Source organism: Pseudotabrizicola alkalilacus (genome assembly GCF_003443995.1).
Lineage (GTDB): Bacteria > Pseudomonadota > Alphaproteobacteria > Rhodobacterales > Rhodobacteraceae > Pseudotabrizicola > Pseudotabrizicola alkalilacus.
Genome location: NZ_QWEY01000002.1, coordinates 326,870 through 343,387, shown reverse-complemented (window position 1 = coordinate 343,387; position 16,518 = coordinate 326,870). Strand labels below are relative to the sequence as shown.

Genomic DNA, 16,518 nt, shown 5'->3' with positions numbered 1-16,518 from the left:
GGTAAGCCCTTTCATCTGTTCTTAAATATCCCCGCCGGAGGCTCCGACACATCCGCCAGAGCCTCCGTTCAGGCTCAATACGCCTTGCCGCGCGCGCTCACCGGCCAGACCACCTCGACCTTGCCGTCCCGCACGCCCACATACCAGTCGTGCACATTGCAGGTCGGGTCACAGTGCCCCGGCACCAGCCGCAGCTTGTCATTGACCTTCAGCACGCCCTGCGGGTCATCGACCACGCCATGCTCATCGCTGCATTTGATGTATTTGACATCCGTCCGGCCAAAGATCACCGGCAGGCCAGAGTCCACCGATTGCGCCTTGAGCCCCGCATCGACGATGGCTTTGTCAGCCTTGGCATGGCTCATTACAGAGGTCAGGATGAACAGCGCGTTTTCCCACTCGCCCTGGTCAATCCGATTGCCGTCCTTGTCCAGAATCCGGCCATAGTCGGCATCCATGAACGCATAGCTGCCACACTGCAGCTCATTGTAAACCCCTGAATTGCTTTCAAAATAATAGCTGCCGGTGCCGCCGCCGCCCACGATGTCACAGTCCAGCCCCTGGGCCTTCAACCCATCCACCGCGTCCTTGACCTGCGCCACCGCCAGATCAATCTTTGCCTTGCGGTCGGCGAAACTGTCCATGTGCTGCATCGCGCCCTGATAGGCCTGCAGCCCGGCGAATTTCAGCCCCGGCGCGGCATCAATCGCCTGCGCAATCGCCACCACCTCCGGCGTGGTCTTCACCCCGCAGCGCCCCGCGCCGCAGTCGATCTCCACCAGACATTCGATCTGTGTGCCATGCCGTACGGCCGCAGCCGACAGGTCTGCCACGTTGTCCAGCATATCGACGCAAACTATGGTGCGCGCCCCCAGCTTCGGCAGCCGCGCCAGACGGTCGATCTTGGCCGGGTCGCGCACCTGATTGCTGACCAGCACATCCTTGATGCCGCCCCGGGCAAAGACCTCGGCCTCGCTCACCTTCTGGCAGCACACGCCGCAAGAACCGCCCAAGGTCTCCTGCAACTTCGCCACATCGACCGATTTGTGCATCTTGCCATGCACCCGGTGGCGCATGCCATGAGCACGTGCGTAATCGCCCATCTTCTTGATATTGCGCTCCAGCGCGTCCAGATCCAGCACAAGGCAGGGCGTCTGGATCTCCGCCTCGTCCATCCCCGGCAGCGCGGGGATGTCATAGCCCACTTCAAGGCCTTCGAAATCTGTGTGCTTGTTCATGGTGTTACCCTTTCATCCAAGGCAAAGTGTCCAGATCGACGTTCCCGCCGGTGATGATGACGCCAACACGCCGCCCCCGGAAGACGTCCTTGTTCTTCAGAATGGTGGCCAGCGGCACGGCGCAGCTTGGCTCCATTACGATCTTCATCCGCTTCCAGGTCAGCTTCATCGCGTCGATGATCTCCTCCTCCGTCGCGGTGAAGATGTCCGCCACGTGGTTCGACACGAAATGCCAGGTCAGGTCTTTCAACGGCACCTTCAGCCCGTCGGCCACCGTCTCGGGCGCGTCATCGGCAATGATGCGCCCGGCTTTGAAGCTGCGATAAGCGTCATCCGCATTCAACGGCTCGGCGGCATAAACATCCACCCCCGGCGCAAGCGCGCTCATGGTAAGGCAGGTGCCCGAGATCATGCCGCCGCCGCCAATCGGCGCGATCACGCAATCCAATTCCTCCACCTGCTCAAGCAGTTCGCGCGAACAGGTCGCCTGCCCGGCAATCACGCGAGCGTCATTGTAGGGATGAACAAACTCCCCCCCCGTCCGCGCCTGCACCTGCGCGAACACCGCCTCGCGACTGCTGGTCGATGGCTCACATTCGGTGATCACTCCGCCATAGCCGCGCACGGCATCTTTCTTGGCCTGCGGGGCGGTGCGCGGCATCACCACGTTGCAGGGTATCCCCCGCCGCCCCGCCGCATAAGACAGGCTCAACGCATGGTTGCCGCTGGAATGGGTGCAGACCCCCAGCCGCGACTGGTCTTCGGTCAGACCAAACACCGCATTGCAGGCCCCGCGCACCTTGAAAGCCCCGGCCTTCTGAAAGTTCTCGCATTTGAAGAACAACTCGGCCCCGGTCAGCTCGTTGAAATAGCTCGACGTTAGCACCGGGGTGCGGTGGATATGCGGGCGGATGCGGTCATGCGCCGCGATCACGTCGTCAAAGGTCGGCACATACATCTGGGGCACATCCTTCATCTTCTTGCTCATTTCCTGTTCTCAAATATCCCGGGGGTCCGGGGGCTGGCCCCCGGTCCGACAGTCCGGCTTCACTCCGCCGCCATGGCCATCGCAACAGCCGAGCCGCGATAATACTCCTGCGCCGCCGCCACGCCCGACCCCAGCGTGATGGGCCAGCCCAGATCGGCCATGCACATCTCGGCGGTCGCAAGGCCGGAGAGAACCATCACGTCGGTCAGCATTCCCAGATGGCCGATGCGGAACACGCGGCCCGCCACCTCGCCCAGACCGACGCCAAAAGCCACGCCATATTTCTGTGCCGCCAGCGTCACCAGATCGGTGCCGTTACACCCCTCTGGCACCAGCACGGCGGTCACGGTATCGGAGTACAGGTCAGGCGTCACGGCGCAGGGTTTCATGCCCCAGGCCGCGACGGCGCGGCGTACGCCTTCCGCGAGGCGGTGGTGGCGGGCGTAGACCGCGTCCAGCCCTTCATCCTCCAGCATCTCGATCGCGCGGGCGAGACCGGCGATCAGGCCGACCGGCGGGGTATAGGGAAAGCCGCCTGCGGCGTAGCTTTTCAGCATGTCGCGGAAATCGAAAAAGGTGCGCGGAAGGGTGGCAGTGTCCATCGCGGCCAGCGCCTTCGGGCTGACGCCGAGGATGGCGAGACCGGCGGGGAGCATGAAGCCCTTCTGGCTGCCCGCCACCGCGATATCGACGCCCCATGCGGCCATCTCGAATGGCATCGAGCCGATGGAGGACACGCCGTCGACGAACAGCATCGCGGTGTGGCCCGCCGCATCCATCGCGCGGCGCAGGCCTGCGATGTCGGAGCGCACGCCGGTGGCGGTCTCGTTATGGGTGGCCAGCACCGCCTTTATCGTGCCGCTGGTGTCGGCTTTCAGCGCGGCTTCGATCTTGTCCAGCGGTGCGCCCTGCCCCCATGGGGTCTCGATGATCTGTACCCGCAGGCCGTGACGCTGGCACAGGTCGATCCAGCGGTGGCTGAACATGCCAAACCGCGCGGCCAGTACGGTGTCGCCGGGGGAGAGGGTGTTGGTGATCGCGGCCTCCCAGCCGCCAGTGCCGGTCGAGGGCAGGATGATGACCTCACCCTCGGTCATCTTCAGCACCCGGCGCACGCCTGCCACCGCTGGCCGGAACAGCCGGGCAAAGGCGGGGGAGCGGTGGTCGAGGGTGGGCATGTCACAGGCCTTGCGGACCGTCTCGGGGATGTTGGTGGGACCGGGGATGAAGACGGGGTTCTGGGACTGCATGACGGCTCCTCCAAGCTTTGGTTGAGCTGATCTTAGGTGATGTAACACAGTGGGACAATTTTTTCGAAAAGGTTTTTCATTTACCGAGGATCATGCTATTTTCCAGCCATATCAAATGCTAAGCGTTTTTCATGAAATCCAGAGGTATGAGACATGGCCCCTACTCCCCGCCCCCGTGGCCGCCCCAAAGCGTTTCATGACAAGACCGATCAGAACACGGTGCAGGCGCTTGACCGGGGTCTGACCCTGCTGGAACTGGTTGCGGCGCGGCCCGGTTTGTCGCTGTCCGAACTGGCGGCGGAAAGTGGCGAGGCGGTGGCGACGGTGTTCCGCGCGCTGGTCACGCTGGAAGGGCACAGGATGGTCGAAGCCGAAGAGGGCGGGCAGCTGTGGCATGTCGGGCCGGGGGCGTTCCGCGTGGGCACCACGTTTCTGCGCCGGACCAAAGTGGTGGAACGCGCGCGGCAACCGATGGATACGCTGATGCGCGACACCGGAGAGACTGCCAATCTGGGCATCGAGGCCGGGGATGAGGTGCTGTTCCTGAGCCAGGTCGAAACCCATGAGGCGATCCGCGCGTTTTTTCCGCCCGGCACCAAGGCCCCGATGCATGTCTCGGGCATCGGCAAGGCACTGCTGGCCTGGTATGGCGAGATCCGGGTGCGGCGGGTGATCGAGCGCAAGGGGCTGGAGCGGTTCACCGACCTGACCCTTGCCACCGAAGCCGACCTGCTGCGCGATCTGGCGGCGACGCGGGCGCGTGGCTATGCGATTGACGATCAGGAGCGCGCGACGGGTATGCGCTGTGTGGCGGCGCCGATTTTCAACAGCCATGGCGAGCCGGTGGCCGGGCTGTCGGTGTCGGGGCCTGCGTTCCGCATCGCCTTGACGGACACCGCGCGCATCGGCGCGCTGGTGCGGGCGGCGGCAGATCAGGTCACAGAGGCGACGGGCGGCCAGCAGCCCTGAAACGCCGCCCCCCTCGCGCCCCGGAGGACGCGATGAGGGGTGGTGTCAGGCGAACTTGTTGTCGCGCGGGAAGCCGCGCGGGGCCATTTTTCCGGCACCGGCCCGGGGGCCGAGCCATTCGGTCAGGTCGGGTTCCGACCGGGTGCGGCCGGCAGGGTCTTTCCAGCTCAGACCATCGGCCAGCGTGAAAGTGATGGCATCGGACAAGCCGCCATCCTTGTACTTTTGCAACCGCACGCCCTTGCCCCGGGCCATTTCCGGCAGCTCTGCCAGCGGGAACACCAGAACTTTGCGATTTTCGCCGACCACGGCGACATGGTCACCCCTTGCCACCGTGACCACGGCGGTCGTGACGCCTTCGCGCACCGTGAGCACCTGCTTGCCGGCGCGGGTCTGGGCCAGCACCTCTTCGCCCGGAACGATGAAGCCATCGCCGGCAGAGGAGGCGACCAGCAGTTTCTGTCCCGGTTTGAACACGGTCAGATAGACGATTTCGGCATCATTGGGCAGATCGACCATCAGCCGCACCGGTTCGCCCATGCCGCGCCCACCGGGCAGGTTGGCCCCGATCAGCGTGTAGAACCGCCCGTTGGCGGCGATGAGCAGGATCTTGTCAGTCGTCTCGGCATGGAAGGCAAAGCGCGGGCCATCGCCATCCTTGTATTTCTGTTCCGTCGTCAGATCGACATGGCCTTTGAGCGCCCGGATCCAGCCCATTTTCGAGCAGATCACGGTGATCGGTTCCCGTTCGATCATCGCCTCAAAGGGCACATCCTCGATCACGCCCGCCTCGGCAAATTGGGTGCGGCGGTCGCCCAGTTTGGTGCCCTTGCCAAATTGCTTGCGGATCGCCTCCAGCTCGACGCCGATCTGCTGCCATTGCAGGCGGTCGCTGTCGAGCAGGTCGGCCAGCCCGGCGCGTTCCTTCATCAGGGCGTCGCGTTCGGCGATCAGCTCCATTTCCTCAAGCTTGCGCAAGGAGCGCAGACGCATGTTGAGGATGGCCTCGGCCTGCACCTCGGTCAGCTCGCCCTCACCCGGAGCGGGGGTGACATAGTCTTTTTCCGACACCGCGCGCGCGTGCGGTTTGCCCCAGTCTTCGCGCATCAGCGCGGCCTTTGGGTCGGTGTCGTAGCGGATGATGTCGATCACCCGGTCAAGGTTCAGGAAGGTGATGATGAAGCCTTCGAGAATCTCCAGCCGGTGGTCGATCTTTTCGACCCGGTGTTCGGACCGGCGGCGCAGCACGTTGCGGCGGTGATCGAGGAAAGCCTTGAGCACTTCCTTGAGGCTGCAGACCTTTGGCACCTTGCCGTCGATCAGCACGTTCATGTTCAGGCTGAACCGGGTTTCCAGATCAGAGTTCTTGAACAAGGTGCCCATCAGCACATCGGGGTCCACGGTTTTGGCGCGGGGCTCCAGCACGATGCGGACATCTTCGGTCGATTCGTCGCGCACATCGGCGAGCAGCGGGATCTTTTTGGTCTGGATCAGCTCGGCCAGCTTTTCGATCAGCTTGGATTTGGCGACCTGATAGGGAATTTCGGTGACGACGATCTGCCAGGTGCCGCGGCCCAGATCCTCGATCTGCCATTTGGCGCGGGTGCGGAACGAGCCGCGACCGGATTCGTAGGCGTCGAGCATCACCGAGCGCGGCTCCACCATGACGCCGCCGGTCGGGAAATCGGGGCCGGGGATCAGATCGACCAGTTCCGACGTAGTGATGTCGGGGTTGCGCAGCATGGCGTGGCAGCCCTGAATCAGCTCATCCAGATTGTGCGGCGGGATATTGGTGGCCATCCCGACGGCAATGCCACTGGAGCCGTTGGCCAGCAGGTTCGGGAAGGCGGCGGGCATCACCACCGGCTCTTCGAGCGTGCCATCGTAGTTCGGGCGGTAATCGACCGCGTTTTCGGTCAACCCTTCCATCAGCGTTTCGGCAATCGCGGTCAGCCGCGCCTCGGTATACCGGCTGGCGGCGGGGTTATCGCCGTCGATGTTGCCAAAGTTGCCCTGCCCGTCAACCAGCGGGTAGCGCACGTTGAAATCCTGCGCCAGACGCGCCATCGCGTCGTAAATCGCGGAGTCACCGTGCGGGTGGTAGTTGCCCATCACATCGCCGGCGATCTTGGCCGATTTGCGGAAGGCGCTGGTGGCCGACAGCCGCAGCTCGCGCATGGCATAGAGGATGCGGCGGTGCACGGGTTTGAGCCCGTCGCGTGCATCGGGCAGCGCGCGGTGCATGATGGTCGACAGGGCATAGGTCAGATACCGCTCCCCAATGGCGCGCGACAGGGGTTCGGCCACTTCGACAGGCTCTATTTTGGGGGGATTGGCTTTATCTGACATGGATGTGGTGTAATGCGCGGGGCCGGATCGGTCCAGACCGAAATTCGCGGAAAGCAGAGGGGGAAAGCGGGAACTGTTTTCACCTTTGCAGAGTTTGCCGCTATGATATTCCAATATGCGTATAGGTGAATCGGGTGCCCAAATGATCCGTCTGCTGCTGCTGCTCTGCGCAGGTATTTTTGTCACACTTCAGATTGGCGGGCAGGATCGCGGTCAGACGCGCTTTGGCCTGATGGCGGCAGAAAAGGTGCCGGTGCCCGCCCCGACGGTCCGGGTTGCGGAAACCGCGCCCGTGCAGGCGTCAAGCGGTGCAGGCATTGTGCCGGTGGTCTTTGCCCCGGCCCAGCCGCTGATCAAGCCGGTTGCGCAGCCAAAGGCGGTGGTGCCGGTGGAAGCGGCGGTCACGGTCGCCGAAGATGTGAAATATGTGACCGGCCGCTCGGTCAATGTGCGCTCTGGCCCGTCCACGCAGAACGCTGTGGTGGGACGGCTGACGCGAGGCGAGGCGGTGAGTGTGATCTCTGACGAGGGGAATGGCTGGGCGCGCGTGCGTGTCGAAGGCGATGGCATCGACGGCTATATGGCGATCTCCTTCCTTGCGGACGCGCCCTGAGCCACGGGCGGCGCGTGTCAGTTCGCAACCCAACCCAGAAGACGTGATAGCCAAGGCCGGGGTCTGATCCGAATGGTCAGCCCGCCATTGCCCCGATCACCAAGTTCGAACCGGTTTGCGGGCGGGGCGCCTGCCTCGGCGGCGGGGCGTTCGACCTGCAGACGGGCTTGCAGCAGCCGCTCCAGCGTATCACCCGAAAGTGCCGTGGGCGGCTCCCAGCCTTCGGCTGCAAGGGCCGCGTGGATTGCGGTAAGGTCGGGGGCAAAGCCGCGCTGGGCCGCCCATGCCGCAGAACTTGCGGCAAAGGCATCGACCAGCGCGGCGCGGTCTTGCGGGGAAATCGCGGACCGGGCGTCGCGGGCGGGCGGATGACTTGCAAAGAAGCCGCGCAGCACCAGCATGCGCTGTTCCTCGGAGGTCAGCATGCTGTTGAGCAAGCGCGCCGCCGCGACCTGATCCCGGTCAGGCGTGGGATAGGTCTGGTGCGGCGGCAGTTCGGGCGGGTCATTGGGCAGCGCGTCAAGACCGGCAGCAGACAGAAACGCTGCCCAATGCCCGTTTTGCCGCGCCAGCCTGTCATGATCCAGCAAGATCACCGGGCGATCGGAAAACGATTCGAACGGCGCGAACAGCGCCGGAAAATCCGTCAGTGCCGTCCCGTAATCGACCAGAAATTCCTGCAGGCTGCGCGCGCCACGCCGCTGGCCGTTGCAGACCATTTCGCGATAGAACATCTCGGCCCAGTGATCGGGACGGCGGGCAAAGGCCACGACCTGACAGGTTTCGAAATCGGCAAGCCGATGAAACAGCGCCGAAAGCAAGGCGTCGCGGTCATCGGTAATGGGGGCCAGCATGTTCTCGCAAGACAGGATCACCGTCTTGGCGCGGGATGTCTTTATTTCATCGGCCAGTTCGCCCCAGACCTCGCCCTGACGGTTGCGCGCGGCGACCAACAGGCCAAGGTGGCCGGGAAACCCGCCCTGACGCACGGCAAAGAAACTGTCGCCGGCAAGCCCGGTTTTGGGGAACAAGACCCCAGCTGCGCGCAGGCGGCCCTGACGGGCCAGAAGCGCACGCTGCAAATAGGTGGACCCGGTCTTGTGCATGCCAACATGCAAGATCAGATGCCGCCCCCGTGTGCCCGACAATACCGCAGGTGCTGCGCTGACCGCCCGGCGCGCCTCCAGGGTGGCCACCGCCCCCGGCATATCTCCCGCGCGCAACAGGCGGTGAATGTCAAAGAAATCCAGTCGCCGGATGTTGAGTTTTCGGGTTTGCATGCCGACCCGCGACACCAGTTTAAGCACCGGATCATCAAAGATCTGCTGGCCGAACCGATCCTCTCCCAACAGGGCCGTGATCCGCTGGCCCAGATCGACATAGGCAGGATCATCGCCCCGCGCGACCAGCGGCAACAGGTCCAGATCCCAGATCAGGCGCGACAGGGTGTTGAACAGCTCGCGCCGCAGGAACCGGGGGGCGACATCGGTTTGGGCTGCGTATCCGCGCATGTGCGCCATGCATTTTTCCAAAAGCTGGATTTGCAGACGGTGAATGAACAGGTCAGGCTTGGTCACCGAAATGGACCCGGCCCGACGCCGCCAGACGCGCACAGGCTTTGCCAGGCAGGCAATACGCTCGGCCGCGGTCACGGTTTGCAGAACGAACAGGCGGTCTTCGAATTTGGCCTGCGCCTCGTCGAACAACAGATCGCGCGCCACCAGAAAATCACGCCGATAGATCGACGACCAGGACGAGGTGATGAACTGCGCATGTTCCACCCCTTTGAGACCGGCGCCGGTCTTTTGCTGCGAGAACAGCTTTTTGTCGCGCGGCAACAGGGTCAATGCCGGTGACCCCACATTGCTGAGGCAGCAATTGGCATGGGTGATGTCGGCCCCGGTCTGTTCGGCAAAGGTCAGCTGCGCCGCCAGACCTTCGGCAAGGTAGTAGTCATCTGCGTCCAGAAAAGCGATTCGGCGGGCCTGCGTGGCCGCGATGCCGGTGTTTCGCGCAGATGACAGGCCCAGGTTTTCAGGATGGTGCAAAACCCGGACCGACGCGGGCAAACCCATGCGGTCAAAAGCCGCTTCGTCATAGACCGCCGGGTTGTCGTTGACGACGATGATTTCGGTATCGGGGATGCCTTGCGCCAGAATGGAATTCAGCGCGAGCCCGATATAGGCCGTTTCATTGTAAAACGGGACGATAACCGCCAGCCGGCTCTCTGACACAATGATCTGACCCGTCAGAGGCTTTCAGGATCATCGGTTTCGGGAGAGTCGGCTGACGCGGAAAATCCGGCCCCCAGCAAACCAAGCGCCGCCAGCAACACCATAAAAAGTTCCACCGCTGCATACCTTTCACCAAAACATTCCACAAACTTGAAGAAACTGCTCAGGCGTGTCAATCATGTCAAAAGACGCAGAAGACAATGCGTGCAGACTGATGAGTTTTTCATCCAAAATCGAAACAATACAGGCAGGCAGGACCGTTTCATGCAGCGCAATGTGCTTATCACCGGCTGCTCGTCGGGAATCGGGCTGGATGCCGCACGCGGCTTGCGGGCGCGGGGCTGGCGGGTGTTTGCCAGCTGCCGCCAGCAAGCCGATTGCGACCGGCTGATCGCCGAAGGGTTTGACAGCCCGCGGCTGGACTATGCCGATGAGGCCAGCATTGCGGCAGCGCTGGCGCAGGTGCTGGAGGCGACCGGCGGCACCTTGGACGCGCTGTATAACAACGGCGCCTTTGCCTGCCCCGGTGCGGTGGAGGATCTGCCGCGCGGGGCGCTACGCGAGATTTTCGAGACCAACCTGTTTGGCACCCATGACCTGACCCGGCGGGTGATTCCGGTAATGCGGGCGCAAGGCCATGGCCGGATCGTCAATTGCTCGTCGGTGCTGGGTCTGGTGGGCATGAAATGGCGCGGGGCCTATGTTTCGACCAAATTCGCGCTGGAAGGGCTGACCGATGTGCTGCGGATCGAGATGCAGGGCACCGGCATCCACATCAGCCTGATCGAGCCCGGCCCGGTGACCAGCCGGATCCGGGCCAATGCGATCCCGCATTTCGAGAAGTGGATCGATTGGGAAGCCTCGGCCCGCGCGCCGGAATACGCCAGCCTGCGCGGGCGGCTCTATGAAAGCCGGGGGCCGGACCGCTTTGAGTTGCCCGCGCAGGCGGTGACGAAAAAACTGATCCACGCGCTGGAAAGTCGCAGGCCGCGCGCGCGATACTATGTAACCACGCCGACCTATCTGATGGGGGCTTTGCGGCGCATTCTGCCGACCCGCACGCTGGACTGGCTGATCGCCAAGGGCTGAGGCGCCTGCGGTAAAAGGAGCCACCTCGGGGGGCATCGAGCCCCCGCTCGGTGGCGTTGCCACGGGATGCGGGACGTTTGCAGACAAGACTTCAGCGGAGCGCGGCTGTAAGGACGGACGCTCCGCGGGGAGTATTTTTTCAAGCAGCAAATGCAGGGAGCGGCTTTCTGGCATTGCTGCTTTGCAAATACTCCCCGCGGAGCGGCTCTGCCGTTGCCCCACCCGCGCAAATTTTGCCTTCGCTTTTGCCCGATTGACGCCTAAGTCATGCGGACAGGAAGGGGATACCCATGCTCAACGATCCGCTGTTCATTCTGGCTGCCGTGGCCAGCCTTGGGGTTCTGATCATTCTGATGATCGGGATCGGGGGCTTTGCCAAGGGCGGCGATTTCAACCGCAAACATGCCAACCGGCTGATGCGCTACCGGATCGCAGCGCAGGCTTTGGCGGTGCTGTTGATCGTGGGCTTCGCTTATCTGCGCAGCAAAGGGGGCTGAGGAATGGTTGTTCTGTCGAAGATATACACCAAGACCGGCGATGGCGGAGAAACCGCGCTGGGCAATGGCGCGCGCGTGGCCAAGCACAGCCTGCGGGTGTCGGCCTATGGCACGGTGGATGAGACCAATGCGACGGTCGGTCTGGCGCGGCTGCATGCCAGTGCAGAGATGGATGCAGCACTTGCCCGGATCTCGAACGATCTGTTCGATCTGGGCGCGGATCTGTGCACCCCCGACATGCACAAGGACAAAGACCTGACTTATACCCCGCTGCGGATGATCGACAGTCAGGTCACCCGGCTGGAGCAGGAGATTGACGTCTGGAACGCGCGGCTGACGCCGCTGCGCAGCTTTATCCTGCCGGGTGGCACGGCACTGGCCGCGCAGCTGCATCTGTGCCGCACCGTGTGCCGCCGGGCCGAGCGGTTGGTGGTGGAACTGGGCACATTGGAAGAGGTGAACGCCGAGGCGGTCAAATATCTGAACCGGCTGTCGGACTGGTTCTTTGTCGCCGGGCGGATCGCCAATGACGACGGCCGCGCCGATGTGCTCTGGGTGCCGGGCCTGACCCGCTGATCCGGGGCAACGTGGCGTTCCGGGCGCGCCTCGCGTCGATTTTGCACTGTTGTGGGCGGTAAAGACCCGATAGTTACCCATGCAGAGAGCTTGAACATATGGGAGATTTGCGTCGATGAAGGTGCTTGTGCCTGTCAAACGTGTGATCGACTACAACGTGAAGGTGCGCGTGAAAGCGGACGGTAGCGGTGTCGATCTGGCCAATGTGAAAATGTCGATGAACCCGTTCGACGAGATTGCCGTCGAAGAGGCGATCCGGTTGAAGGAAAAGGGCGTCGCGACCGAGATCGTCGTGGTCTCGATCGGCGTAAAGCAGTCTCAGGAAACGCTGCGCACAGCGCTGGCGATGGGGGCGGACCGCGCCATCCTGATCGAGGCGACCGACACCGTGCAGACCGACATCGAGCCTTTGGCCGTGGCCAAGCTGCTGGCAGCTGTGGTCAAGGAAGAGGGCCCCGGTCTGGTGCTGTGCGGCAAGCAGGCCATCGACAATGACATGAACGCCACCGGACAGATGCTTTCGGCGCTGCTCGGCTGGTCGCAGGCAACTTTTGCCAGCGAGCTGGTGATTGACGGCGACACGGCAAAGGTCACGCGCGAAGTGGACGGCGGGTTGCAGACGATTTCGGTCAAGATGCCGACGATTGTTACGGTCGACCTGCGCCTGAACGAGCCGCGCTATGCCAGCCTGCCCAATATCATGAAGGCCAAGGCCAAGCCGCTGGCCGCCAAGACCCCCGCCGATTACGGCGTGGATGTCACCCCGCGCCTGACGGTGGTGAAAACCGTGGAACCCGCAGGCCGCAAGGCCGGGATCAAGGTCGGGTCGGTGGATGAGCTGATTGCGAAACTCAAAGACGAAGCGGGGGTGATCTGATGGCTGTTCTCCTTCTGGCCGATGTGAATGACGGGCAGCTTGCCACCGATGCGGTTGCCAAGACTGTAACGGCGGTAAAATCGCTGGGCGATGTGCATATTCTGGTCGCGGGTCAGGGCGGTGAATCCGCTGCGGCCGAAGCGGCGAAACTGGACGGTGTGGCCCGCGTGCTGTTTGCAGGTGACCATGCCTATTGCCACGGGCTGGCGGAATCGACCGCGGCGCTGATCGTGTCTCTGGCGGGGGATTATTCCCACATTGCCGGGGCCTCGACCGCGTTTTGCAAGAATGTGATGCCGCGCGTGGCGGCACTCTTGGACGTGATGGTGCTGTCGGATGTGACGGCGGTGATTGACGCCGACACCTTCGAGCGCCCGATTTATGCGGGCAACGCGATCCAGACGGTGACATCGTCGGATGCAACCAAGGTGATGACCATCCGCACTGCCAACTTTACCGGCGTGGGCTCGGGTGGCTCCGTCGCGGTGGAGCCGGTGAGCGGCCCGGTGGAGGCGCTGTCGTCCTGGGTTGAGGACAAGGTGGCGTCCTCTGACCGGCCCGACCTGACCAGCGCCGGGATTGTGGTGTCGGGCGGGCGTGGCGTGGGGTCGGAAGAAGACTTCAAGCTGATCGAAGGGCTGGCCGACAAGCTGGGCGCTGCGGTTGGTGCCAGCCGCGCGGCGGTCGATTCGGGCTATGCGCCGAACGACTGGCAGGTGGGCCAGACCGGCAAGGTCGTGGCGCCGAAGCTGTATATTGCCGTCGGGATTTCCGGGGCGATCCAGCACCTTGCGGGGATGAAGGATTCCAAGGTGATCGTTGCGATCAACAAGGATGAGGAAGCGCCGATTTTCCAGGTGGCCGATTACGGGCTGGTCGGTGATCTGTTCACCCTGGTGCCCGAGTTGACGGAAAAGCTGTAAGCTGATCTCAAGATATACGGCAACGGGCGCCCCTGACCGGGCGCCCGTTTGCATTCAGAACAGGCGCTGCAGCTCTGGCCCCAGCTGGTCGGCAATCTGGCGATGCACGGCCGGGCCGGGCAGGCCCTGTGCTGCGGGCGCATCAAACGGCGCATAGGCCATTCCGGAGGTGCCGCGCAGCAACGCGTCAGGCGAGGCCACAACTTCGACGTAGCAGGTCACCTGCGCGCGCAGGACCGCTACCATTTCGGCATCGACCAGCAGCGGATCATGCGTCAGGTCCGACCGTCGCCCCGGCGAGGGCGGCGGGGTGTTGGCGACCCAGAGCAGCACGGTTTTGCATGGCAGCGAGGTGATCAGCGTTTTCATCCGCGTAACCCAGGCGGCGCGCAGTTCTTCGGCCAGAACCTCGAACCGGTTTTCTGAGACGGCTTGCAGCGTGCTGAGCATGTGGCGGGTAAAGCTGAATTCGGTGAAATCCACCTCGCGGTAGATGTTGCGCAGATAGGACGACGCACGCAGAAAGCGGTCATTGCGCCGGGCATGCACCGAATAGAACCGGTTTGTCAGGTTCTGCGCGCCAACGATCTGCACCACTGCCAGCCGTGCCCGCGAGGCGGTTTCAAGCACAGCGGAGTCTTTGAGATACAGATCCAGCCCGGCATTTACATAGCCCAGATTGACCATGCGCAACCCCGTCGCCGCCTCGATCAGCGCCGGATAGGGTTCCGGCACGAATTTGCCATAGGTTTCGGTGCCCCCCAGTGTCACCACATAGGGACGGTCCAGATCACGGCGCGGTCCGCGGAACAGCACGCGCGACATGCCATACCGGCATGGATAATAGTCGAGCGACCCGTCGCCCGGATATTCAAAAGCCATCACACCCACCACAGTTTAGTCACCCGTGATCAGCCTTTCCGATTCCCGTTACGAAACAGCTAACTTGCGCATTTGCAGAAAATGCTGCCTATCCGGTCGTGCGCTCTGGCGCTGCGACGCAGCGCTCTTGCCCCGCCGTGGCCCGCCGCATAAGGTTGGCGCGGACGACAGATAAGGAACTCTCAGATGGACATTCGCAGCGTGGGCGTGGTCGGAGCCGGACAGATGGGCAATGGGATTGCCCATGTTTTTGCGCTTGCCGGCTATGACGTTATTCTGACCGACGTGAATGAAGCCGCGCTGTCCAATGCCGTCGCCACCATCGACCGCAACATCGAACGCCAGGTCTCACGCGGGAAGGTCACTGCCGACGACAAGGCAGCGGCCATGGCCCGGATCACGACCACGCTGAAACTGGCCGAAGTCGGCCCCTGCGATCTGATCATCGAGGCCGCGACCGAGCGGGAAACGGTCAAACAGGCGATCTTTGACGACCTGCTGCCGCATCTGAAGCCGCATACGATTCTGACCTCGAACACTTCGTCGATCTCGATCACCCGGCTGGCCAGCCGCACCGACCGGCCGGAAAAATTCATGGGGTTCCACTTCATGAACCCGGTGCCGGTGATGCAGCTGGTGGAACTGATCCGGGGAATCGCGACCGATCAGGAAACCTGGGATGCAATGCATGCGGTGGTGCGCAAACTGGGCAAGACGGCGGCATCAGCCGAAGATTTTCCGGCCTTTATCGTCAACCGCATCCTGATGCCGATGATCAACGAGGCGGTTTATACGCTGTACGAGGGGGTTGGTTCGGTCAAGTCGATCGACGAATCCATGAAACTGGGGGCCAATCACCCGATGGGGCCGCTGGAACTGGCGGATTTTATCGGGCTGGATACCTGCCTTGCGATCATGAACGTGCTGCATGACGGGCTGGCGGATACCAAATACCGCCCCTGCCCGCTGTTGACCAAATATGTCGAGGCCGGGTGGCTGGGCCGCAAGACGCAGCGCGGGTTTTATGATTATCGCGGGGAAACCCCGGTTCCGACGCGCTGAACCGCCGCGATCTTTCATGGTAAGTTCGTCGGCGGCATTGTCGCCGTGTTGTCGGTCCTAGCGCCCCAGATCAAGCGTGTGCTGGCGCAGCCAGGCCAGAAATCCGCGCGGATTGCCTTCCCATTTGGTCAGCTCAGTGGCAGGGATGGCAGCGCCGATGAACGGGCGCTGCGGTTTGAACAGCGCGCGCTTGATCTCATACAGCAGCAGGCCCTGCCGCAGCGTGTCTGACAGCTTGTTCGCGATCAGGAACAGGCGGCTGTTCTGGCCGGTGAAATGCACCGGAACGATGGTCGCGCCCGAGCGCTGGATCATCTTGTGGGTGAAAACATTCCACTCCGCCTCCACCGCCGGGCCGAAAAAGCCTTCGGACATCGCGACTTTGCCCGCCGGGAACAGGATGATGACCCCGCCACGCTTCAGATGTTCCATCGTCAGATTGCGCATCACCAGCCCGGCCTCGCGCGCGTTTTCCTCATGCGGGAACGGCACCGGGATCATGAATTCCTCGACCTCGGGAATGCCGGTCAGCAGGGACCGGGTCAGGATCCTGAAGTCTGACCGCACCCGGTTGACAATTTCGGCCAGAATCATGCCATCGACCAGACCATGCGGGTGGTTCGAGACCACCACCACCGGCCCGGTCGGCGGAATATGCGCCACCTCTTCCGGTGGGGTGTCGATGCGAATGCCCATGTGACGCAGGGCCTTTGGCCAGAACGGCGAGCCAAACGGCGCTCCGGCGCGTTCAAATTCGCGGATCAGCCGCAGCAGGGTGATCTTGGCCGTCGCCCATTCAATGGCGCGGATTGCCCCGGCCTTGACCGGGTTGGAAAAACTGCCAGCATAGGACAGTCGGCGCATGTCATAGGGGCGATCGCGCGGAACGAGGTCTGTCCCGTCGCCGATGCGTGTGTCGATCTGCGGATGTTCTGTCACGATCCGTCGGCCTTTCTGCACCACCATGTGGC

15 protein-coding genes are annotated in these 16,518 nt (G+C 63.0%); 8 read left to right on the top strand and 7 right to left on the bottom strand.

The window, feature by feature from the left end:
• Positions 1-74: 74 nt before the first annotated feature.
• From bhcC to bhcA, 3 genes are all read right to left on the bottom strand, one after another.
• On the bottom strand, positions 75-1,238 hold the full coding sequence (gene bhcC, locus D1012_RS05665; protein ID WP_118150363.1) for a 3-hydroxy-D-aspartate aldolase BhcC: 1,164 nt from the start codon (positions 1,236-1,238) through the stop codon (positions 75-77).
• Between the two features lie 4 nt (positions 1,239-1,242).
• Positions 1,243-2,214 carry a beta-hydroxyaspartate dehydratase BhcB gene (bhcB, locus tag D1012_RS05660; RefSeq protein WP_118150579.1) on the bottom strand — a complete coding sequence of 324 codons (972 nt, stop codon included), beginning with the start codon at positions 2,212-2,214 and terminating at the stop codon, positions 1,243-1,245.
• 71 nt (positions 2,215-2,285) lie between these two features.
• Positions 2,286-3,476 carry an L-aspartate--glyoxylate aminotransferase BhcA gene (gene bhcA, locus D1012_RS05655; RefSeq protein ID WP_118150362.1) on the bottom strand — a complete coding sequence of 397 codons (1,191 nt, stop codon included), beginning with the start codon at positions 3,474-3,476 and terminating at the stop codon, positions 2,286-2,288.
• Between the two features lie 153 nt (positions 3,477-3,629).
• On the opposite strand from bhcA, the gene bhcR reads away from it, so the two are divergent.
• Positions 3,630-4,445 (top strand): HTH-type transcriptional regulator BhcR, encoded by an 816-nt coding sequence (gene bhcR / locus D1012_RS05650; protein ID WP_118150361.1) that lies wholly within the window; start codon positions 3,630-3,632, stop codon positions 4,443-4,445.
• Positions 4,446-4,490: 45 nt separating this feature from the next.
• On the opposite strand, the gene parC is transcribed toward bhcR, so the two are convergent.
• A complete protein-coding gene (gene parC, locus D1012_RS05645) occupies positions 4,491-6,794 on the bottom strand; it encodes a DNA topoisomerase IV subunit A (protein ID WP_118150360.1) in 2,304 nt (767 codons plus the stop codon).
• Between the two features lie 142 nt (positions 6,795-6,936).
• On the opposite strand from parC, the gene D1012_RS05640 reads away from it, so the two are divergent.
• A complete protein-coding gene (locus tag D1012_RS05640; RefSeq protein ID WP_118150359.1) occupies positions 6,937-7,407 on the top strand; it encodes an SH3 domain-containing protein in 471 nt (156 codons plus the stop codon).
• Positions 7,408-7,424: 17 nt separating this feature from the next.
• Here D1012_RS05640 and D1012_RS05635 read toward each other — a convergent pair whose 3' ends face one another.
• On the bottom strand, positions 7,425-9,641 hold the full coding sequence (locus D1012_RS05635; RefSeq protein ID WP_158569221.1) for a glycosyltransferase family 2 protein: 2,217 nt from the start codon (positions 9,639-9,641) through the stop codon (positions 7,425-7,427).
• 264 nt (positions 9,642-9,905) lie between these two features.
• Between D1012_RS05635 and D1012_RS05630 the strand changes: the two genes are divergently transcribed.
• The 5 genes from D1012_RS05630 (at position 9,906) to D1012_RS05610 (ending at position 13,603) form a co-directional block, all read left to right on the top strand.
• Positions 9,906-10,730 (top strand): SDR family NAD(P)-dependent oxidoreductase, encoded by an 825-nt coding sequence (locus D1012_RS05630; protein ID WP_118150578.1) that lies wholly within the window; start codon positions 9,906-9,908, stop codon positions 10,728-10,730.
• A 290-nt stretch (positions 10,731-11,020) separates the two neighbouring features.
• A complete protein-coding gene (locus tag D1012_RS05625; protein ID WP_118150357.1) occupies positions 11,021-11,227 on the top strand; it encodes a twin transmembrane helix small protein in 207 nt (68 codons plus the stop codon).
• Between the two features lie 3 nt (positions 11,228-11,230).
• Positions 11,231-11,803 (top strand): cob(I)yrinic acid a,c-diamide adenosyltransferase, encoded by a 573-nt coding sequence (locus D1012_RS05620; protein ID WP_118150356.1) that lies wholly within the window; start codon positions 11,231-11,233, stop codon positions 11,801-11,803.
• 115 nt (positions 11,804-11,918) lie between these two features.
• On the top strand, positions 11,919-12,680 hold the full coding sequence (locus D1012_RS05615; RefSeq protein WP_118150355.1) for an electron transfer flavoprotein subunit beta/FixA family protein: 762 nt from the start codon (positions 11,919-11,921) through the stop codon (positions 12,678-12,680).
• Positions 12,680-13,603, top strand: a complete 924-nt coding sequence (locus tag D1012_RS05610) for an electron transfer flavoprotein subunit alpha/FixB family protein (RefSeq protein ID WP_118150354.1) — start codon at positions 12,680-12,682, stop codon at positions 13,601-13,603. The genes D1012_RS05615 and D1012_RS05610 overlap by 1 nt, the downstream gene beginning before the upstream one ends.
• Before the next feature lie 54 nt (positions 13,604-13,657).
• Here D1012_RS05610 and D1012_RS05605 read toward each other — a convergent pair whose 3' ends face one another.
• Positions 13,658-14,485 carry a DUF6473 family protein gene (locus tag D1012_RS05605; RefSeq protein WP_118150353.1) on the bottom strand — a complete coding sequence of 276 codons (828 nt, stop codon included), beginning with the start codon at positions 14,483-14,485 and terminating at the stop codon, positions 13,658-13,660.
• 186 nt (positions 14,486-14,671) lie between these two features.
• Between D1012_RS05605 and D1012_RS05600 the strand changes: the two genes are divergently transcribed.
• On the top strand, positions 14,672-15,547 hold the full coding sequence (locus D1012_RS05600; RefSeq protein WP_118150352.1) for a 3-hydroxybutyryl-CoA dehydrogenase: 876 nt from the start codon (positions 14,672-14,674) through the stop codon (positions 15,545-15,547).
• A 57-nt stretch (positions 15,548-15,604) separates the two neighbouring features.
• On the opposite strand, the gene D1012_RS05595 is transcribed toward D1012_RS05600, so the two are convergent.
• The gene (locus D1012_RS05595; RefSeq protein ID WP_233517024.1) at positions 15,605-16,486 is read right to left on the bottom strand and encodes a lysophospholipid acyltransferase family protein; all 882 of its coding nucleotides are present in this window, start codon (positions 16,484-16,486) and stop codon (positions 15,605-15,607) included.
• Between the last annotated feature and the right edge of the window lie 32 nt (positions 16,487-16,518).